The 18,360-nt window shown below is 53.9% G+C and carries 22 protein-coding genes; 12 read left to right on the top strand and 10 right to left on the bottom strand.

The genetic code is table 11. The features are described from left to right. Positions 1-2: 2 nt before the first annotated feature. Both fliS and fliT read left to right on the top strand, forming a co-directional pair. Positions 3-413 carry a flagellar export chaperone FliS gene (gene fliS, locus AAH446_RS10920; RefSeq protein ID WP_342906729.1) on the top strand — a complete coding sequence of 137 codons (411 nt, stop codon included), beginning with the start codon at positions 3-5 and terminating at the stop codon, positions 411-413. Beyond that, positions 414-776 (top strand): flagella biosynthesis regulatory protein FliT, encoded by a 363-nt coding sequence (gene fliT, locus AAH446_RS10915; protein ID WP_342906728.1) that lies wholly within the window; start codon positions 414-416, stop codon positions 774-776. A gap of 173 nt (positions 777-949) precedes the next feature. Here fliT and yedD read toward each other — a convergent pair whose 3' ends face one another. Then, a complete protein-coding gene (yedD, locus tag AAH446_RS10910) occupies positions 950-1,429 on the bottom strand; it encodes a lipoprotein YedD (RefSeq protein WP_342906727.1) in 480 nt (159 codons plus the stop codon). Positions 1,430-1,623: 194 nt separating this feature from the next. On the opposite strand from yedD, the gene AAH446_RS10905 reads away from it, so the two are divergent. Beyond that, positions 1,624-1,947, top strand: a complete 324-nt coding sequence (locus AAH446_RS10905; RefSeq protein WP_342906726.1) for a DUF6388 family protein — start codon at positions 1,624-1,626, stop codon at positions 1,945-1,947. 457 nt (positions 1,948-2,404) lie between these two features. Further along, complete coding sequence (locus AAH446_RS10900) at positions 2,405-3,799, top strand: GGDEF domain-containing protein (protein ID WP_342906725.1); 1,395 nt, start codon at positions 2,405-2,407, stop codon at positions 3,797-3,799. 51 nt (positions 3,800-3,850) lie between these two features. On the opposite strand, the gene AAH446_RS10895 is transcribed toward AAH446_RS10900, so the two are convergent. From AAH446_RS10895 to AAH446_RS10870, 6 genes are all read right to left on the bottom strand, one after another. Continuing rightward, a complete protein-coding gene (locus tag AAH446_RS10895) occupies positions 3,851-4,117 on the bottom strand; it encodes a hypothetical protein (RefSeq protein WP_342906724.1) in 267 nt (88 codons plus the stop codon). A 138-nt stretch (positions 4,118-4,255) separates the two neighbouring features. Next, entirely contained in the window at positions 4,256-6,007 is a 1,752-nt protein-coding gene (locus AAH446_RS10890) for an amylovoran biosynthesis protein AmsF (protein WP_342906723.1), read from the bottom strand. A 281-nt stretch (positions 6,008-6,288) separates the two neighbouring features. After that, positions 6,289-6,585, bottom strand: coding sequence for a hypothetical protein (locus AAH446_RS10885; protein ID WP_342906722.1), 297 nt, complete (start codon positions 6,583-6,585; stop codon positions 6,289-6,291). After that, the gene (locus AAH446_RS10880) at positions 6,582-6,926 is read right to left on the bottom strand and encodes a DUF7940 domain-containing protein (protein ID WP_342906721.1); all 345 of its coding nucleotides are present in this window, start codon (positions 6,924-6,926) and stop codon (positions 6,582-6,584) included. The genes AAH446_RS10885 and AAH446_RS10880 overlap by 4 nt, the downstream gene beginning before the upstream one ends. After that, the gene (locus AAH446_RS10875) at positions 6,923-7,390 is read right to left on the bottom strand and encodes a glycoside hydrolase family protein (protein WP_342906720.1); all 468 of its coding nucleotides are present in this window, start codon (positions 7,388-7,390) and stop codon (positions 6,923-6,925) included. Before AAH446_RS10875 ends, AAH446_RS10880 begins: the two co-directional genes overlap by 4 nt. 237 nt (positions 7,391-7,627) lie before the next feature. Then, on the bottom strand, positions 7,628-8,002 hold the full coding sequence (locus tag AAH446_RS10870) for an antiterminator Q family protein (protein ID WP_342906719.1): 375 nt from the start codon (positions 8,000-8,002) through the stop codon (positions 7,628-7,630). A gap of 279 nt (positions 8,003-8,281) precedes the next feature. Here AAH446_RS10870 and AAH446_RS10865 point away from each other — a divergent pair, with 279 nt between their 5' ends. Together AAH446_RS10865 and AAH446_RS10860 are read left to right on the top strand one after the other, a co-directional pair. Further along, positions 8,282-8,920, top strand: a complete 639-nt coding sequence (locus AAH446_RS10865; protein WP_342906718.1) for a LexA family transcriptional regulator — start codon at positions 8,282-8,284, stop codon at positions 8,918-8,920. Between the two features lie 385 nt (positions 8,921-9,305). Continuing rightward, positions 9,306-9,479, top strand: a complete 174-nt coding sequence (locus AAH446_RS10860) for a hypothetical protein (protein ID WP_342906717.1) — start codon at positions 9,306-9,308, stop codon at positions 9,477-9,479. 400 nt (positions 9,480-9,879) lie between these two features. Here the strand turns inward: AAH446_RS10860 and ymcF are convergent, their stop codons facing one another. The 3 genes from ymcF to fliE form a co-directional block, all read right to left on the bottom strand. Beyond that, a complete protein-coding gene (gene ymcF, locus AAH446_RS19765) occupies positions 9,880-10,071 on the bottom strand; it encodes a cold shock small protein YmcF (RefSeq protein WP_463322801.1) in 192 nt (63 codons plus the stop codon). Between the two features lie 65 nt (positions 10,072-10,136). Next, a complete protein-coding gene (locus tag AAH446_RS10855; protein ID WP_342906716.1) occupies positions 10,137-11,102 on the bottom strand; it encodes a chemotaxis protein in 966 nt (321 codons plus the stop codon). Between the two features lie 59 nt (positions 11,103-11,161). Continuing rightward, positions 11,162-11,473 carry a flagellar hook-basal body complex protein FliE gene (gene fliE / locus AAH446_RS10850; RefSeq protein ID WP_342906715.1) on the bottom strand — a complete coding sequence of 104 codons (312 nt, stop codon included), beginning with the start codon at positions 11,471-11,473 and terminating at the stop codon, positions 11,162-11,164. 241 nt (positions 11,474-11,714) lie between these two features. Here fliE and fliF point away from each other — a divergent pair, with 241 nt between their 5' ends. From fliF to AAH446_RS10820, 6 genes are read left to right on the top strand one after another with little or no spacing between them, the layout of a single operon-like run. Further along, positions 11,715-13,433, top strand: coding sequence for a flagellar basal-body MS-ring/collar protein FliF (gene fliF, locus AAH446_RS10845; protein WP_342906714.1), 1,719 nt, complete (start codon positions 11,715-11,717; stop codon positions 13,431-13,433). After that, on the top strand, positions 13,430-14,422 hold the full coding sequence (fliG, locus tag AAH446_RS10840; protein ID WP_342906713.1) for a flagellar motor switch protein FliG: 993 nt from the start codon (positions 13,430-13,432) through the stop codon (positions 14,420-14,422). The genes fliF and fliG overlap by 4 nt, the downstream gene beginning before the upstream one ends. Then, on the top strand, positions 14,415-15,107 hold the full coding sequence (fliH, locus tag AAH446_RS10835) for a flagellar assembly protein FliH (protein WP_342906712.1): 693 nt from the start codon (positions 14,415-14,417) through the stop codon (positions 15,105-15,107). Before fliG ends, fliH begins: the two co-directional genes overlap by 8 nt. Continuing rightward, positions 15,107-16,468 carry a flagellar protein export ATPase FliI gene (gene fliI / locus AAH446_RS10830; protein WP_342906711.1) on the top strand — a complete coding sequence of 454 codons (1,362 nt, stop codon included), beginning with the start codon at positions 15,107-15,109 and terminating at the stop codon, positions 16,466-16,468. Before fliH ends, fliI begins: the two co-directional genes overlap by 1 nt. 24 nt (positions 16,469-16,492) lie before the next feature. Beyond that, positions 16,493-16,939: a flagellar export protein FliJ gene (gene fliJ / locus AAH446_RS10825; protein ID WP_342906710.1), complete on the top strand. Its 447-nt coding sequence runs from the start codon at positions 16,493-16,495 to the stop codon at positions 16,937-16,939. Continuing rightward, complete coding sequence (locus AAH446_RS10820) at positions 16,936-18,225, top strand: flagellar hook-length control protein FliK (RefSeq protein ID WP_342906709.1); 1,290 nt, start codon at positions 16,936-16,938, stop codon at positions 18,223-18,225. Before fliJ ends, AAH446_RS10820 begins: the two co-directional genes overlap by 4 nt. The last annotated feature ends 135 nt before the right edge of the window (positions 18,226-18,360 follow it).

Genomic DNA, 18,360 nt, shown 5'->3' with positions numbered 1-18,360 from the left:
TAATGTATAGCGCAAGCGGTACTCAGGCCTATGCAAAAGTCAGCGTGGAAAGCGCGGTGATGAGCGCCAGCTCAGACCAGCTGATCACCCTGCTGTTCGACGGTGCGCTGAGCGCACTGGTCCGGGCACGACTGTTTTTGCAGGATGGCAACATTGTCAGGAAAGGCGAATCCCTTTCTAAAGCCATTAATATTATTGATAACGGTCTGAAAGTCGGACTGGATGAAAAAAGCGAAGATGAGTTAACGCGCAATCTTTTAAGTCTGTACCGCTATATGGTGCATCGTCTGCTGCGCGCTAATCTTGATAACGACGTAGCAGGCATTGAAGAGGTCGAAGCACTACTACGTAATATTGCCGATGCCTGGAAAGAAGTTTCAGGTTCTCCCGCTCTGGTTCAGGACGCTCTCTAAATGAATATCGCCCCGCATATGTTCGGCATTTATCAGCAGCTGCTGCACATCAGTCAGTCAATGATCCGTCTGGCCTCAGAAGGCAACTGGGATGAACTGATTGAACGTGAAGTGGATTATGTCAGCACCGTAGAGAAGCTGGCGCAGACCACCCGCGAGATTGCGGTTCCTGCTCAGACCCAGGAGCAGCTGCGTCCGGTTTTGCGTCATATCCTGGACAATGAAGCGGAAGTTAAACGTATGCTTCAGCATCGGATGGGCGAACTGTCAGAGCTTATCGGTCAGAATTCCCGTCAGAAATCGGTCAATTCTGCCTACGGTAATCTCTCTGGCGTGGTGCTGTTTCCGAACGGATCTGCCTGAAAACCGTTGCTTTTATTATGACTATCCTTCCCTCCAGCCGGCGGGTCAGCAGACAACGTCTGTTTGTATTCTGACCCGCGCTTCCCTTTCTGCCCGTATAGACTGCGGCAAAAAAATCACAGTCCTGCACGATAGCGCATAAGACTGTTTGAATAAACGCGACTTCACCGACCTCAGAACATCGGTTTTTCACTCTCCTGGCCAGGATAGCTTTGGTCGCTCTCCTCCGCCGGTTTCTCCTCCGTCACCGGGACCTTATTCTGCGCATGTAGCGCCTGCTGGCACTCCTGCGTCGGCTGTCTGACCTTTTGCAAGATCAGATCGTCATAATGCAGTGTTGTTCCCTCAATCTCCAGCGGCATTACCCGCACCTTGTTATTGACGTTAATCCAGCGTTCATTGAGCCGGGTGACTTTTCCCGGCTTGGCGATGACGCGCTGCCACTGACGGCAGTCCAGCGTATCGCCTTCCGCAGTGATAATCAGGCTGGCCGTGGCCTCCGGGCTGACCAGGCCATCCTGCGGCCCCTGGGTCTGCCAGTTACCGACCAGCTGAGCCGGCGGCACCGTTTTCACCGCGCTTTGATAGTTGGGTATCTGCGCACAGCCCGACAGCGCGATGGCCGCTGCGGTCATTACAATCCACTTTTGCATTTTCATTTCCTGATTCGTCGAATAGCGCTACGTTATAATTTCTCTATTACCACCGCAAGCCTCTCTTCCTTCCCCCGTCTTTCTGGCGCGGCCATTTAACCGGGATGGCGGGGATCGTCGCGTTTACCCTTTCCGGCGTTTCGCTGCAGGCGACCCGCGTGTACACTAGCGCAAATTTTTATGCAGGACAGATTATGAAGAGCATTGAAGAATATTACGCCACGGCCAAAGTGTTATTTCTGGAAGCCTGGCCGGAAATCAAAAGCGGCATTGCGGCTCTGACGGAAGAGGATGCCAGCGCGCTGGGCATGACGCTGCCGCAGCTGCAGTCCCTGCAAGCGGATCGTGCCTGGGCAGCCTACACGCGCGAAAAAAAGCTCGACGGTATGCTGTTTGCTATTCAGCTTGCGGAGCCGGACAAAGAGGTCGCCGCTCAGGCGATAGAAGCCTATCTGCGCGATCATGCTGCCGCGCTGGGCATGAGCTGGGAAGCATTCTGCATTAAAAACGAGCTGTAATACTCTGCGGCCGGACGCTCCCGGCCGTAAAAAAGGGTTCGTCGCCCTCAGCGCAATCTCTCCTGCCCATAATTACTCTTTATTTAAGTTTCACCTCCTTAAAAAAGCACAATTCAGCATAGCCGGCAGTTGCAGTGGATTATCACCCCATAAGACAAACGACATTCGCAAGCACAGCGCACTAGCTGATATTTAAAGGCGATAATTGTCTTATAGCGTATTGAGTGTGCAACGATTTCATCATTCCAATACCCGGCACAAAGATATAATTCAGTCGCGAAAAAGAGTAGTATGCGTAATCGGTTGCGTTCCTGCAGCGGGTCACGTATGTTGTGCGCGCCAGTTTTATGTCAAACCCGTACATTAAGCCTGCCGCCAGCCTCAACCTGCCTGACACGCCGGTGTGCGCCTCTCATCCTGCCTCATCACAGGCCTGTAAGATTTCCGAGCCAGAAGAATGTCACTCAGTAAATATAAGCTTGATCACAGCCTGTTTCTTTTTTTGCTCGCGCTGGGCTTAACCGCGTTCGGTATCCATTGCCGGAGCTATCAGGCCCTGTCCCTTTTCTGGCCCTGCAATGCGCTGCTGCTTGGCTTAATGATCCGCTTTCCCGTGTTTGATAATCTTGTCAGCCTGCCTGTTATATTTAGCGCAATGGTGCTGGCGGATCTCTTTTACGGTACGCCATTCAATATCGCACTCGGTATGAATGCAGCGAATATGCTGTTTATCATTGTCGGTAAAATCGTTCTGCTGTCGCCTTTATTGTCCCGCCCCTATCCAAGACGGCTTCAGGCATTACTGAGGGTTTTTCCGGCTTCCGTCGTGGCCGCCGCGGTCTGCGCTCTGGCCGGCAGCTTCGCCAGCCAGCACTATTTTCATGACCTGCTGCTTAAGGGCTGGATCTCCTGGTTTTGTGAGCAGTTATCCACGTCGGTTCTCCTGCTTCCGCTGGCTATTACCCTGCCGCGCCGGGATGAGCTGAAGCAACTGTTTCATGAGCTGAAAGAGAGTTCGCTGCTGCCGGTAATGTCCCTGATCGTTTCTACCGTGACCGGTATTTACGTCGGCGGCGGCGGCAGCCTGATTTTTCCCCTGCCCGCGCTGATGTGGTGCGCCATCAGCTACCCTATTTTTATTACCTGCCTGCTGACGTTAATCACCGGCATCACCGAAATCAGCCTGGTGGCGAACGACGTACTGAATATCCAGGGCTCCGACGATTTCTTCCGCATCGACAGCCTGGCCTCTTCACGCCTGGGCGTGGCGGCGATGACGATCAGTCCGCTGATCGTGGCGCTGAGCACCACGTCTAACAGAAAGCTGGTTGCCCGCATTACGCAACGCGCGGATTATGACTTTCTGACCGGCGCGCTGACGCGCAGCGGCCTCTCATCAAAAGTAGACGCTCTGATTTCTCGCAGGAATAAACAGGCAGGTTTTTACGGTGCCACTTTTGTGATTGATATCGATCGCTTCAAGAATATCAATGACACGTTCGGGCATGCTGCTGGAGATCATGTGCTGGCGAAAACCGCTGAGTGCCTCAGGCAGACGCTTCAGTCAGGCGCGATTATCAGCCGTATGGGCGGGGAGGAGTTTTTAGTGCTGATTGAGGGGATATCGCAGCCGCGGGCATTTTTGCTGGCGGACAGGCTGAGACGGGCAGTTGAACAGAATAAGATTGTGCTGAACGAGGACGATCTCAGCGTGACGGTCAGTATCGGCATCAGCACGCTGAATATTTCCGACGCCGGCAGCCTGGATGATTCGATAAACAGCGCCGACCGGCAGCTTTATCTCGCCAAAAGCAGCGGACGCAACCGGGTCAGCCCCAAATTCACGCTCTGAGAACTAAAAAGAACAACCCGCTTTCGCAGGTTGTTTGAGGTTGGCATCGCGTCAGGCTTCGTTTTCAACGCGGTTGATTTCAATTTCGATATCCTGAATGGTACTGTCCAGCTCGTCGAGCAGGCCGCCCTGCCGGGTCAGGAGATCGTTAATTCTCTCAGCGTATTCTTTATGCTGATACTCCCCCTGATCGAACGCCAGCCAGTGGGTTGAAAGGGTTTCCGTATTGGTTTGCGCATAGTGCCGCATCTCTTTCAGCTGTGAGGTCACGTCCCGTAAATGGTCGGTGGGCGATTTGTGTTCTGCATTATCACTCATATCGTTATCCTCTTTAGGTTGAAAAGTACGCTTAAATTCCGACTCTGACGATCCGGAGAAGTTCATTTATCTCGATTTAAGGTGGCCAGTACGCAAAAAAAAGGCCGCCCCGAAGGGCGGCCAGTCGCGGTTAAACGATTAATAGTAAGGAATTACACGATCCGTACCGTTGAGATTCACCAAAATGTATCCCTTGGGTTGCGTTGCTTTTGGTGCTGGTGCGAACGGGGTAGCTACCGTCAGCACGCCTTTCTCATTTGCCCCAATACCCGCCAGGCCGTTATGGAAGCTCATACGCGCATTCGCCGTGATATCCCCGAGGGTGCTGAGATCGGTGACTTCGGACAAATCAGGAACAAACAGCGCGGTGATCCCCCTTTCGAAGCGGGTCGGCCCGGTAGTGGTGACGTTAAATACCACATCGCCACAGCGTGCTTTCAGCTTAACCCAGACCTCAGCATTTTGAATGCCGAGGCGTCCAATTCTCGCCTCGAGTACGGCAGAGCCCCCCTTATGCTGCATATCCGCATAAATGGCTGGGGCACAACGAGCCACATTAAGCCAGGTAACAGCGGATGCGACAGTGGTCACCGGATTACCCGACACCGAACCGGGCACATCATTAGTGGCTTTACTGACTATCTCAAATACCCACTGCTGATTATCGATCGGCGTATGCACTCTACCGAGCTTAAACCATTTGTCGGTTGAAGAGGTATTGCTGACCCTGTAGCCGGAGTACCAGCCAGCCTTCATAGAACCGGTAAACTCCGTACCGTAGTTCTCATCGCGCCGCCAGCCGTACTCATACTCGGAAAGCCAGCGGTTGGACATGTCACGTTCAAGGTCAACCTTAGATCCGCTTTGAAGATTCAGCTGGCGAAACTGCACACGGCTGTTGCGCAGCTTCAGAGGCTGAGGACAGTTTTCAATACTCAACGCATCAATCAGCCACTGCCCTTCTGACAGGTCACCCGGATTACGGGTATGCTCAATCCAGACGTTATTGATAATACCCTGGGTGACGCGCGGCATCATCAGCGTGCCGTCGCCATAACCCGTCTGGAAGTTGGCATTGGTCAGCTCAATTGCCGTTGCGTGATCCCAGACGCCGGTAGCGGTGCCGGACCAGCCTACCTCGAAGATACGGCCAAAGGTGGTGATGGTATAGATTTGATCAAACTTACTATCGAGCGTGTCCTGAAGTTTGATCACCGTGCCGCCGTTGTTCTGCGCGCGGAAACGCGAAATAACCACCGACTGACCCGCAGGAATAATATTTTCAAAAAACGGCTGCTGGTTACTACACTGTGAAGGCTGTACCGGTCCGGTAATGGTTTTGATATCCGCCGACGCCCGGCCATCCCAGGCGATCCCCCTAATGGCGGTGCGCCTTGCTTTCACCTTAAATACCGGTGACGTTGATTGGTTGGAAATGATGGTCGTTCTTGGCAATGCGCCATGCGGGTTATCATCACCGTAAATGTAGAAAATGGGCATTTCCGTTGCAGTGTAGTCAAGGGGATCAATCAGGAACCTGCCCGACGGGAATCGCACGGGCAGACTTTTGATACTTTTGTGATAGCTTTGGGTCCACTCCATCATTGATTTAAAGGCAGCAGTATCATTCGACCAGCCATCACCTCGGGCACCGAAATGCAGTACGTTGAGCTCCTCCGGATTGTTAATGATGCGCTTCCAGTAGAAGCCGTTCCCTACGGCGAACGTCCCGCCATCATCTTTAGGAGGGGTAGTTGAGATAAACCCAACAAAGTCCCCCCCACCGTTAAAGTTATTATCATCTTTATAATAACGGCGCAGCATGGCAATTTCGCCCGCTTTTGGTGGTTTAGTCGTTCTCAGTTCAGCAAAAGAGTTAACTTCGATCATAATAGCCTCCGGTAGCGAATGCCGTAGCGAATCGCCTTAGTGATTAATAATAGATAAGTAGTACATTGAAGTGAAACAGACCTTTTTAGTTATTCACCACCTCTTCCTGTGGCAGTATATTTTTTGCGTTTAATTATTTCTTAACAACGCAAACCTTATCCCACAAATCGTTATGCACATTTATTTCCTTTACCGTGCGGATATCCATAACCTGCCAGTCATTACCGTGGGTCTGGATAGGTGAAAATAATGTACAGGATGAATCAGTGAGCATTTGTGGACTACTGCTCGTTGTGGTGTGACGACCCACGCAGCTTGTTACGAGCATCATCGTCATTGAGAGAATGATTAATGGCCTGAACATTTTTTGCCTCCTTAATATTCTCGTCCCGTTTATCTGCAACAGCGGAAACGCGTGCGGCTTCATTTCTGGCGGCATCAACATCCGAGCGGGATTTCTCCTGCACCTTGCCGATTTTTTTACCGCCAAACCAGCTTGCAACGACTGCCGCAATGACAACGCCGATGCCCGCCAGCAGCTGCCAGCTTCCGGAAAAGAGTGCCAGCAAAGTGTTCATACTTTGTTCTCCTCCCGATCTTTTTGCGCTTTCAGCCCTTTTTGCCGGATAAACTGTGAGATGACCGCCATCGCCACCATAAATGAGGCAACCAGTCCCAGATAGTGCTGTGGAATAAACGACTTAACATCGCCAGGCAGGCCGTCCCAGGCGTTTATGGCGGAATCAGGAAATGATTGCGCCCAGGCGCCGACGATGGAGCCGCCAGTAGCCAGCCAGACGGACCAGGTTTTAAACAGTAACCGGGCATGAGAAACAAATTCGATTTTGCCATGTTTTTTCACCCACCAGACGGTGAAAACCACCAGTAAAATGCCCGTAATAAAGACCATGAATTTCATATAACCCCCTGATACACATCGTAGTTTCCATTCCGCATCATCTCGGCATGACGTTTGGCTCGTGCGGGCGTCTGTTTTGCCCAGCGGCTGGCCATCATGCCCTCAGCTGCGCCATCAAAATTGCCGTTGGAAATTAATACCAGCGTGTTTTTGAAAGCGGATAATCCTTCAATGCCCATCTGATAAGCCATGCTATACAACACATCGGCTCTGGCCGGATTGCACTGCCGTAGCGCCGCAACAAGCATGGGACGCATAATCATTTCCCGTATTTTCTCGTCGAGGATTTTCTGCATCCAGATATCCCCTACGCTGCGGGGAACGGTAAACTGATAATTATTCAGCGATGCATTCTTCGGGCCAATGACTATGCCACACGCCACGGTTGGATAGCCTTCAGTATCGATATAAGGCTTATCTTTATAGCCCTCTTCATAAGCCAGTATCTGGATTATTTTACTCATACCTCACCTCACAAATGGAATATACGTCTCGTTGGAAATTAACGTAAAAATTCCCTGGTGAATTAACAAACAAAATCCTCTGACGCAAGAAACTTGCGCCTCGGACAAAATAAAAGGAGTTCAAAAATAATTGTAAATTCATCGCCGGCGTTAATTGATATTAACAGCCTGTCTGGCAGGTTGATTAATGCGTTTCTAATACATTAGCGCTGAAATTGCGTACGCAACCACTTTTTTTTAAATTAATTCATCATCACATTCCAGCGTCACTTCCAGCGCGCTAAGCACGCCTTCAATAAAACCTTCTGCCGTCTGGAGTTGTTTACGGATGGTGCCGTCAGCGCAGCGTCGGCGACGGGCAATAGAGCGAAGAGAAATTCGGTAAAGATAATGGGCAACCAGCAGAGCGTGTTCGTCGGGATGCGTCTTCATCAGACGGCTGATACAGCTATCAAGGATCATGCCGTCATTATCACTGCATACCGGCCGGCTGGAAGGCGCGGCCGTTATCAGCCCGCGGAATCCCGCCGCAATATGCGGATAGCTGATGCCGCTTTTTTCGGTGGCCGCCCAGCCTCCCCACATCTCAAGTAGTTTTTTGATGTCTCGCATTGTAACCCCCTTCAAATGGAATAGTCGCCGTTGCCCGATAAAGTTCGGTCACGTCGAAGAACCGATGCAGGTTCAGGAGAACCCTTGAACAGTGCAGGTGCATTCACAGGCATTCGCCTGATGAGGTCACCTTTGAAGGTGTGCCAGCGGTTAGGCTGGACGGCCATATTGTCAAAGAGCAGCGAATGATAGCTTGCCATATCGGCGACCTATCCGCTAAAGTATCGCATTACTTAATTAATAGCATAGAGTATTAAAATTGCCAATAGCAAAGCGTGTTTGACGAAAAATACGCATCGCTATAAATTCTGGTATATGAAACCGAATACACTTGCCTACCGGCTGAACATGGTCATGTCCATGATGGGAATAACACAAGGTGCTTTAGCTAAAGCATCGGGCGTTTCTCAACCCACAATCTGGCGTCTGACGAAAGGAGAGGCCGAAGGATCCCGCAAGCTGGTCGATATTGCCCGGGCGCTTGACGTTAACGTCCAGTGGTTAGCCAGCGGCGAAGGAGAGATGAGAGGAACCCATGCTCTGAGTGCTGCGGACAAAGTGAAAAGCGGTACTACCGTTGCGGTGTGGGGACCGGAAGGCAAGACGGGCGATCTGGTCTCCGCCCCTAACGGCGTAAAGGCGAAGAAGACCTGGCGTGCCTACATTCTTGACCGCAACAGCGGCTGTGCGGAAGCCACCGCAGGGAGTATAGTCATCGTCGACACAGAAGTACCACCCGAATCTGGAGATTTAGTCATGGCCCAGGTGAATTCGAGGGTCTCTGTGTATCGCTATCTTGAAGGTCCCTCCAGTGGTTTTTTGACCGTTGACGATCCGCGACTCCCCGCCGTGGAGCTGTCGGATGACTCCGCATTAATTGGCGTCGCAATCTTCCTAATCCGTGATTTGAGGCGGTAACTGCTCACCTCTTCGCCCTGGAGGATAGTCTCCTTATAGTGCCCCCCGGACACTCTGTGCAGCACAGATATCATCAGTTTATCCTCACAAAACCCGCCCTCTGGAACGCATAAGCCACAGAGGGCCTCTGGTGCATTGATTCAACTGAATAGATTAGTAAAGCTTTTAATAAAATCGCCATCATATCCGATAAAAAAAGCCCAAATAATTAACCAAAACCAATCAAATCAACAGGATATATCAATAACCAAAGTTATTTGGTCAATAGCCATTGATATTAATAATAACTATAGCTATTGTTTTTGATAAGGAAACATTCCGGGCGTTAACAGATCTGCTGAAGCTGACTGATTCCCCCCCCTCTGACCCTGAGAGTGAGGCACCTATGACCTTAATTATCTGGAAAAAAAGCAAACCGGGCGGCACCAGCAAAAGCCGTTACAAAGCGCGCCGGGAAGAAAAACTGGCCAGTGTAAATCAGGAAAAGCGGCTGAAAAAAGAGATTGCGGTAACCCTTTCGGGCTGTAGCCCGCGGGTCTGGAAAGCGTTGAAAGAGTGATCATGACTATCTCCTCTGAAAAAGACTGGTTGGATATACAGTATTTTCTTTGACGGCCACGATCAACAATTTTCCGCAGCAGTTTTGAGAGCCTGCTGAAATTCAGACCAATTTAATCAGGGCGTATAAAGGCGATGCCGGACGGCATATCAGAAAGTGTTTGTTGAGGATGCGTCTGCCGCTGCACTGCCGGTGACGTCCGGCGCACTGCATAGACAAACTGAAAGCCGCGTGGAGAACGGCCTGAGGACAGGTTTCCTGAGGAAGAAACCGGTTTAGCTTAACGCGGATAGAAAGAAAAACCGGAAGATGAGAAGCGGCAATACAGGCACAAAGGCTCCATGAGCAGACTCATGGAGATTGCCAGCCATCAGATTGTCGCAACAATCTCCGCAGGTGATTAACGGACTTGTGATTTATAGCTAACGGACATGGAAGACTTACAGAATATACAGTTCGCCCCGTGGGGATTTTTAGGCGAAACGCTGAAGAGAGAGAAACGGAACTGACAGCCCTGACAGGCTGGACATTTGAATTTTACAGGTGAGATAAAAACCTTCTTTTTTATTGTAGGGAGCAGACATCCTACCACTCCCTTCCCTTGTTTGTCCGAATTATCGGGCCTTCCGGACAATTTAGCGTTACGCCACAGCGCGATTAACCCGCAGCGTCTTCCAGAACCTTATGAATGACCGCCGAAAGCTGATTGATCTCAAACTTCGCCACATAGCCATTCGCGCCCACTTTATGAACGTGATCTTCGTTGGCGCTCCCCGAGAGCGATGAGTGGATCACCACCGGAATCGATCTGAGCTGCTGTTCGCCTTTGATGTTACGCGTCAGGGTAAAACCATCCATCTCAGGCATTTCGAGATCGGTCAGCACCAGTCCGATTTTATCGGTGATCGGGCAACCTTCCGCCTGCGCCTCCTGTGCCATCTGCTTGATCTTCGTCCAGGCTTCCAGCCCGGTTGTATGCATCAGCGCCGGGATCCCCATCACTTTCAGCCCCTGCTCAAGCATGGAGCGGGCCACTTTGGAATCTTCCGCCACAATGCAGACCGCGCCGGGCTTCATCGCGAAGTTCTTAAGAGTGATGTCCCCCTCTTTGACATCGCGTACCGAAGGCACCACGTCATGCAGAATTTGCTCAACGTCCAGCACCAGCGCCATCTCATTGGCGTGCTGCTCACCCTCAAGCAGGGCAATGCTGGTGATGTTGCGGTTCGCCACGCCGGACTCGGCAGTGTGAACCTGGCTCCAGTTAAGACGCACGATATCGTCTACGGACTCTACGGCAAATGCCTGAGTGCTGCGGGCATATTCGGTTACCAGCAACAGGTTCAGACCCGTGGCAGGCGTACAGCCCGCCACGGCGGGCAGATCGATCACCGGAATCAGCTGTCCGCGAATATTGGCCATGCCCAGCAGCGGAGATTTCATGCCGGCAGCTTTGGTCACGGTGGGCATCGGGACAATTTCGCGCAGCTTGAACACGTTAATGCCGTACAGCTCTGACTTCCCGCCCGCCAGATCGGAGCCCAGACGGAACAGTAAAAGCTCAAACTTGTTGGATAATGCGAGATTCGCTCTCTCATCAACCTCTTTCTGGAAATTATCCACCTGCTACCTCACCGTTAATGAATCGTTATGACATTCGTTATCGGCAGGATGTAAAACTTCTACACCTGCATATTCATAATATCGGTGTAAGCGCTTACCAGTTTGTTACGCACCTGGATGCCCATCTGCATGGAAACAGAGGACTTCTGCAGATCGACCATCACATCGTTAAGGTTGATGCCGGGCTTGCCTAACTGAAAATCCTGCGCCTGCGTGCGTGCTGCGCTCTGAATGCCGCTAATTTTATCTAACGCTGACTTCAGTTCACCGGCGAAATCCGCATGACCCGCCGCGTCATTCTGCCTGCCACCTGCCTGAATTGCGGTGGTTTGCAGCTGCTGGATCACGCTCTCAATACCCTGAATTGCCATTCTTTACTCCGGTCATGTATAGGGTGAAAAATTTTATGTGGCAAAACTTATCACAATGTCAATGAGACAAAGCCTCTAAATGAGCCCATAAAATGCAGCTTATCCACCCATCGAAAATTTCGTTTAAGAAAATAATGGCAGCCATTAGAAGTGGGAATGTTATTGCAAGCAGCATCAGGGAGTCAGTTTTGTTAATGCATAACACGAAACAGTCCGGTCAACTGTCAGGCAGGAAAGAGTCATGAATGCAACCGCTACGCAGGATATTACTGAGAAGAAAGGGTTAAGCGACCTTTTCGCTCGCCTACGCGCTAATCCTCGTATTCCTATTCTCATTGCAGCAGCGGCGGCTATCGCCATCGTTATCGCCATGGTGCTCTGGGCAAAACAGCCCGAGTACCGTGTGCTGTATAACAACCTGAGCAACGAGGATGGTGGTGCCATCGTCACGCAGCTGACCCAGATGAACATCCCTTATCGGTTTGATGATGCGGGCGGTGCGCTGATGGTACCGGCGGAAAAGGTGCATGAGCTGCGCCTGCGTCTGGCACAGCAGGGGCTGCCGAAAGGTGGCGCCGTGGGCTTTGAACTGCTGGATAAAGAGAAGTTCGGCATCAGCCAGTTCAGCGAGCAGGTTAACTACCAGCGCGCGCTGGAAGGCGAACTCTCACGCACCATCGAAACGCTGGGTCCCGTCAAGAACGTTCGCGTTCACCTGGCGATGCCGAAACCGTCGCTCTTCGTGCGCGAGCAGAAAGCCCCATCCGCATCCGTCACGCTGACGCTGCAGCCGGGCCGCGCCCTGGATCAGGGACAGATTAGCGCTATCGTGCATATGGTTTCCAGCAGCGTGGCGGGCCTGCCGCCGGGCAACGTTACCGTCGTCGATCAGGCCGGTCATTTGCTGACCCAGTCCGACAGCGCTGGCCGTAACCTTAACGATGCGCAGCTGAAATACGCCACCGACGTTGAAGCCCGTTTTCAGCAGCGTATTGAAGCCATCCTGAACCCAATCCTCGGCAACGGTAACGTTCACGCCCAGGTAACGGCGCAGATCGACTTTAACGCCCGTGAGCGGACTGACGAAACCTATGAGCCGAACAGCAACCCGGCAAATCAGGCTATTCGTTCGCGCCAGAGCAGCAACAGCCAGCAGCTGGGCGGTCAGTATCCGGGCGGCGTTCCGGGCGCGCTTTCCAATCAGCCTGCCCCGGCCAATACCGCACCGGTGACGGCGCCGCAGAATAATGCCAACGGACAGAATAACGGCGCTAATGCTGCCAATAATGCGCAGGCCAACCAGGGGACTTCGACCAGTACCGCCAGCGCCGGCCCGTCGAACACCCGCAATGATGACACGACTAACTACGAAGTTGACCGCACTATTCTGCACACCAAGATGAATGTGGGCGACGTAAAACGCCTCTCTGTTGCGGTCGTGGTCAACTTTAAAACGGACGCGCAGGGTAAGCCAGTTGCGCTCTCTGAAGAGCAGTTAAAGCAGATTGAAAACCTGACGCGTGAAGCGATGGGCTACTCGGAACAGCGCGGTGACAGCCTGAACGTCGTCAACTCGCAGTTTAACGAGACCGATGAGACCGTTGGTGAACTGCCATTCTGGCAGCAGGCCTCCTTCATCAATCAGATGATGGAAGCGGGACGCTGGTTACTGGTGCTGATTGTCGCCTTCATCCTTTACCGCAAGCTGGTCCGCCCACAGCTGCGTCGTAAGGCTGAACAGGAGAAAGTCGCCGCCGAAGCCGCCGTACTGGCCAGCCAGTCACCTAATGAAAACGATGCCGTGTCGGTCACGCTCTCTAAAGACGAGCTCGATCAGGAACGTAAATCTCAGCACCGCATGAGTGCTGAGGTCATGAGCCAGCGTATTCGCGATATGTCCGAGAATGACCCCCGCGTGGTAGCTCTGGTCGTTCGCCAGTGGATGAAGGAAGAACTATGAGTCTCACCGGAACAGAAAAAAGCGCCATTCTGATGATGACGATTGGCGAAGACCGCGCGGCCGAGGTGTTCAAACACCTCGACTCCCGCGAGGTGCAGCACCTCAGCACCGCGATTGCCAATATGCGTCAGGTTTCACACAAGCAGCTGACCGACGTGCTGCGTGAGTTTGAAATCGATGCGGAGCAGTTTGCTGCGCTCAGCCTGAACTCAAATGACTACCTGCGCTCTGTACTGGTCAAAGCGATGGGTGAAGAGCGTGCTTCAACCCTGCTGGAGGATATCCTCGAAACCCGTGATACCACCAGCGGTATGGAAACGCTCAACTTTATGGAACCTCAGGCTGCTGCCGATCTGATCCGCGACGAACACCCGCAGATTATCGCTACCATCCTGGTCCACCTGAAGCGCTCTCAGGCCGCCGATATCGTGGCGCAGTTCGACGAGCGTCTGCGTCACGACGTGATGCTGCGTATCGCCACCTTTGGCGGCGTTCAGCCTGCCGCGCTGGCCGAGCTTACTGAAGTGCTTAACGGCCTGCTTGATGGTCAGAACCTCAAGCGTGCGAAGATGGGCGGCGTGAGAACCGCAGCGGAAATCATCAACCTGATGAAGACGCAGCAGGAAGAAGCCGTTATCGAAGCCGTTCGCGAATTCGACGGCGAGCTGGCCCAGAAAATCATCGACGAAATGTTCCTGTTCGAAAACCTGGTGGAAGTGGACGACCGCAGCATCCAGCGCCTGCTCCAGGAAGTGGAATCCGAGTCGCTGCTGATCGCCCTGAAAGGGTCCGAGCAGCCGCTGCGCGAGAAGTTCCTGCGCAACATGTCGCAGCGTGCGGCCGATATTCTGCGCGACGATCTGGCCAACCGTGGCCCGATGCGTATGTCTGCAGTAGAGAACGAACAGAAAGCAATCCTGCTGATTGTCCGTCGCCTTGCAGAAAGTGGCGATATGGTAATTGGCGGCGGCGAGGAACAGTATGTCTGATCAATCTTCCCTGCCCTGGCAGCGGTGGCAGCCCAACGACCTTGGGCAGCTTAACAAGCCAGCGATCGAAGCGTTCGTGGCGCCTGAGCCGCTGACGGAAGATCCGTTCGCTCAGCAACAGGTTGAACTTGAGCAGATGCAGAGTCAGGTGCGTAACGAGGCTCAGGGTCTTGGCTATGCGGAAGGTCAGCAGCAGGGGTTTGCTGAAGGCCAGAAAGCGGGTTTTGATGCCGGCTTTCAGCAGGGACTGGCAGAAGCTCAGCAGCAGCAGGCGCCGCTTCAGGCGCGTATGCAGCAGCTGGTTTCCGAGTTCCACCATACGCTGGAGGCGCTGGACAGCGTGATCGCTGCCCGTCTGATGCAGCTGGCGCTGGAAGCGGCCCGTCAGGTCATTGGCCAGGCGCCGCATGTGGATGGCACCGCCCTCCTCCGTCAGATTCAGGGCATGATCCAGCAGGAACCGATGTTCAGCGGCAAGCCGACGCTGCGCGTCCATCCGGATGATTTACAGCGCGTTGATCAGACGCTGGGCGCCACGCTCAGCCTGCACGGCTGGCGCCTGATGGCGGACAGCACCATTCATCCCGGCGGCTGTAAAGTCAGCGCGGAAGATGGCGACCTGGACGCCAGCATCGCTACGCGCTGGCATGAACTGTGCCGTTTAGCCGCACCTGGAGAACTTTAATGACCACTCGCCTTTCGCGCTGGCTCGGCGCGCTCGACTCTTTTGAACAACGTCTGGCCCAGGTGCCAGACGTTCGCCGCTATGGTCGCCTCACCCGCGCCACGGGTCTGGTGCTGGAAGCCACCGGCCTTCAGCTTCCGCTGGGCGCCACCTGCGTGATTGAGCGCAATGACGGTCAGACGGTTTCTGAAGTGGAAAGCGAAGTGGTGGGCTTTAACGGCCAGCGTCTCTTTCTGATGCCGCTGGAAGAAGTGGAAGGTATTTTGCCCGGCGCCCGCGTCTATGCGCGCGTGAGCGGCGATAACCAGCACAGCGGTAAACAGCTGATGCTCGGTCCTGAACTGCTGGGTCGCGTGCTGGACGGCAGCGGCCGCCCGCTGGATGGCCTGCCTGCGCCGGAGACCGGCTATCGCGCGCCGCTGATCACGCCGCCCTTCAACCCGCTTCAGCGTACGCCAATCACTGACGTCCTTGATACCGGCGTCCGCGCTATTAATGCGCTGCTGACCGTCGGACGCGGACAGCGTATGGGCCTGTTCGCCGGTTCGGGCGTGGGTAAGAGCGTGCTGCTGGGCATGATGGCCCGCTATACCAAAGCGGATGTGATTGTCGTCGGCCTGATTGGTGAGCGTGGACGTGAAGTAAAAGACTTTATCGAAAATATTCTGGGCACCGAAGGCCGCGCCCGGGCTGTGGTTATCGCCGCACCGGCGGATGTCTCTCCTCTGCTGCGTATGCAGGGCGCGTCCTATGCCACGCGCATCGCCGAAGATTTCCGCGATCGCGGTCAGCATGTCCTGCTGATTATGGACTCACTGACCCGCTACGCCATGGCGCAGCGTGAGATCGCGCTGGCTATCGGCGAGCCGCCCGCCACCAAAGGCTATCCGCCTTCCGTCTTCGCCAAATTACCGGCGCTGGTTGAGCGCGCGGGTAACGGCATCGACGGCGGCGGTTCTATCACGGCTTTTTATACCGTTCTGACCGAAGGGGACGATCAGCAAGACCCCATCGCCGACTCGGCACGTGCGATCCTTGACGGCCACATCGTGCTTTCACGTCGTATGGCGGAGTCCGGCCACTATCCGGCGATTGATATCGAAGCCTCAATCAGCCGCGTGATGGCACACCTGATTGATGAACCGCATTACGCCCGCGTTCGCCAGTTTAAGCAGCTGCTTTCCAGCTATCAGCGTAACCGCGATCTGGTCAGCGTGGGCGCGTACGCCGCCGGCAGCGATCCCACACTCGACAAAGCGATCAAACTTTATCCCGAACTGGAGATGTTCCTGCAACAGGGAATGTTTGAGCGCAGCACCTTTGATGACGCCTGCTTACATCTACAGGCAATTTTTGGCTAACGGCACGCCTTTACCGGGGGGGTTATGGCAAAACAGGCATCACCTATAGATACCCTGTGCGATCTGGCACAGAAGGACCTGGAAAAGGCCGCCATTCAGCTTGGCGACGTCAGGCGCGCGCAGAAACAGGCCGACGACCAGCTTTCCATGCTGATGAACTACCAGGATGAATATCGTAAGTCGCTGAATACCAATATGTCTGCGGGAATAACCAGCACCCGCTGGTACAACTATCACCAGTTTATTGAAACGCTGGAGAAGGCTATCGAGCAGCACCGGCAACAGCTGTCACACTGGAACAGCCGCCTGGAAGGCGCCCTGCGCTTCTGGCGCGATAAGCAGCAGCGCGTACACGCTTATGAAACGCTTCAGGCCCGCGCGGCCGCGAACGAATTAGCGATTGAAAACCGTCTCGATCAGAAACGGATGGATGAATTTGCCCAACGGGCATCATTGAGGAAAGGCGAATGATTACGTTGCCAGTTGTCACTTCAGGGGTAAAAACCGGCGCTACCGCTTCTGCCGGCCCGGCTTCCGCTACGGATACCGGGCTGACGTCAGAGACCGGTGTAGCTGCTGAAGGGACAGAAACCGGCGGTACACAGGGTTTTTTAACCCTGTTAGGCAATAAACTTATGACGCTGGCTCAGCAGGGCGAAACCTCCGGCAAGGCGACTGCACGTCAGGCCGATGTGGCAGAACTCAAGTCTGAGTCGCAGACGAAGATCAGTGCGCTCCTGGCCTCGCTGGATAAACCGGAGGCGTTAACTGCGCTGCTGAAGCCCGACGCGGGTAAAGCGGATGGGAAAACCAGCGATCTCGCCGCAGCCGATGATAAAGATCCTGCTGCGTCACTGAGCAACAGTGATATGCAGACGCTTCAGGCCCTGTTTGCCATGCTACCTCCTCCGGTCAATGCTCCCGCTGCTGCTACAGCCCGGCTCAGCGATGCGGCTGCTGCGGGAGCCGGTGAAAAAGGCACGAAGCAGACTTCTCTCGCCTCGCTGCTGGCTGGCGGCAGTACGGCTGACCTGGAAAGCGATAAAAAAGGCGCAGGAAATGAAAAAGCCGCATCCGGCCTGCCTGGCATTACTGCGGGCGTCGCCCCACAAAAAGCCGCCGCGGATGTGCCTGGTTTAACCAGCGCTTTTCAGCAGATAGCCAGCCAGGCCGGCAAAGAGGGTGATAAAGAAAATTCAAGTTCCGTCACTAACGCGACGATAACGCCTCATGTTGTCAGTTCCGTTTCCGCTGCGCTTACGCCGACCACCACCTCTGCGGTAACCGCGCCGGCAACGCCAATGCTGAACGCCCAACTGGGCAGTCCGGAGTGGCAGCAGGCGCTGAGTCAGCAGATTGTGATGTTCAGCCGTAACGGGCAGCACACCGCTGAACTGCATCTGAACCCACAGGATCTGGGCAGTATTCAGATCAGCCTGAAGCTCGATAACGATCAGGCGCAGCTGAGCATGATTTCCAACCACAGCCAGGTTCGCGCAGCGGCGGAAGCAGCACTTCCCCATCTGCGTGCTGCGCTGGCGGAAAACGGCATCAGTCTGGGGCAGAGTAACGTGAGCAGCGATGCCTTCCAGCAGGGCCAGAGCTTTAACGGTCAGCAGCAGGAGCAGCAGCGCAACAGCCGCGGCAACACCTTTAATCTCGCTGCAGAAAATGACAGTGACGTAACGCCTGTCGCCGTTCCTGCCTCCCTGCAGGCCCGCGCTGCCGGCTCCAACGCCGTTGATATTTTCGCCTGACGATAACAAACGCACAAGCTAGCGGCAAAACCCGCGTCTTTTCTACCAATTGTTTGTAGCAAGACGCGGGATAATCTGCCCATATCGCTGAGGGTCAGCGGATAAAGTTGTTCCGCACCTCGTAAATAATCACAG

Source organism: Erwinia psychrophila (assembly GCF_039023475.1).
Lineage (GTDB): Bacteria > Pseudomonadota > Gammaproteobacteria > Enterobacterales > Enterobacteriaceae > Erwinia.
Note: the sequence above shows the minus strand (reverse complement) of the source record. Positions and strands in the feature narration are given on the sequence as shown.

What these genes read in the sequence shown, in the direction of transcription:
- fliS (WP_342906729.1), top strand. Translation starts at nt 3, where the DNA reads ATGTATAGCGCAAGCGGTACTCAGGCCTATGCAAAAGTCAGCGTGGAA.
- fliT (WP_342906728.1), top strand. Translation starts at nt 414, where the DNA reads ATGAATATCGCCCCGCATATGTTCGGCATTTATCAGCAGCTGCTGCAC.
- yedD (WP_342906727.1), bottom strand. Translation starts at nt 1,429, where the DNA reads ATGCAAAAGTGGATTGTAATGACCGCAGCGGCCATCGCGCTGTCGGGC.
- AAH446_RS10905 (WP_342906726.1), top strand. Translation starts at nt 1,624, where the DNA reads ATGAAGAGCATTGAAGAATATTACGCCACGGCCAAAGTGTTATTTCTG.
- AAH446_RS10900 (WP_342906725.1), top strand. Translation starts at nt 2,405, where the DNA reads ATGTCACTCAGTAAATATAAGCTTGATCACAGCCTGTTTCTTTTTTTG.
- AAH446_RS10895 (WP_342906724.1), bottom strand. Translation starts at nt 4,117, where the DNA reads ATGAGTGATAATGCAGAACACAAATCGCCCACCGACCATTTACGGGAC.
- AAH446_RS10890 (WP_342906723.1), bottom strand. Translation starts at nt 6,007, where the DNA reads ATGATCGAAGTTAACTCTTTTGCTGAACTGAGAACGACTAAACCACCA.
- AAH446_RS10885 (WP_342906722.1), bottom strand. Translation starts at nt 6,585, where the DNA reads ATGAACACTTTGCTGGCACTCTTTTCCGGAAGCTGGCAGCTGCTGGCG.
- AAH446_RS10880 (WP_342906721.1), bottom strand. Translation starts at nt 6,926, where the DNA reads ATGAAATTCATGGTCTTTATTACGGGCATTTTACTGGTGGTTTTCACC.
- AAH446_RS10875 (WP_342906720.1), bottom strand. Translation starts at nt 7,390, where the DNA reads ATGAGTAAAATAATCCAGATACTGGCTTATGAAGAGGGCTATAAAGAT.
- AAH446_RS10870 (WP_342906719.1), bottom strand. Translation starts at nt 8,002, where the DNA reads ATGCGAGACATCAAAAAACTACTTGAGATGTGGGGAGGCTGGGCGGCC.
- AAH446_RS10860 (WP_342906717.1), top strand. Translation starts at nt 9,306, where the DNA reads ATGACCTTAATTATCTGGAAAAAAAGCAAACCGGGCGGCACCAGCAAA.
- fliE (WP_342906715.1), bottom strand. Translation starts at nt 11,473, where the DNA reads ATGGCAATTCAGGGTATTGAGAGCGTGATCCAGCAGCTGCAAACCACC.
- fliF (WP_342906714.1), top strand. Translation starts at nt 11,715, where the DNA reads ATGAATGCAACCGCTACGCAGGATATTACTGAGAAGAAAGGGTTAAGC.
- fliG (WP_342906713.1), top strand. Translation starts at nt 13,430, where the DNA reads ATGAGTCTCACCGGAACAGAAAAAAGCGCCATTCTGATGATGACGATT.
- fliH (WP_342906712.1), top strand. Translation starts at nt 14,415, where the DNA reads ATGTCTGATCAATCTTCCCTGCCCTGGCAGCGGTGGCAGCCCAACGAC.
- fliI (WP_342906711.1), top strand. Translation starts at nt 15,107, where the DNA reads ATGACCACTCGCCTTTCGCGCTGGCTCGGCGCGCTCGACTCTTTTGAA.
- fliJ (WP_342906710.1), top strand. Translation starts at nt 16,493, where the DNA reads ATGGCAAAACAGGCATCACCTATAGATACCCTGTGCGATCTGGCACAG.
- AAH446_RS10820 (WP_342906709.1), top strand. Translation starts at nt 16,936, where the DNA reads ATGATTACGTTGCCAGTTGTCACTTCAGGGGTAAAAACCGGCGCTACC.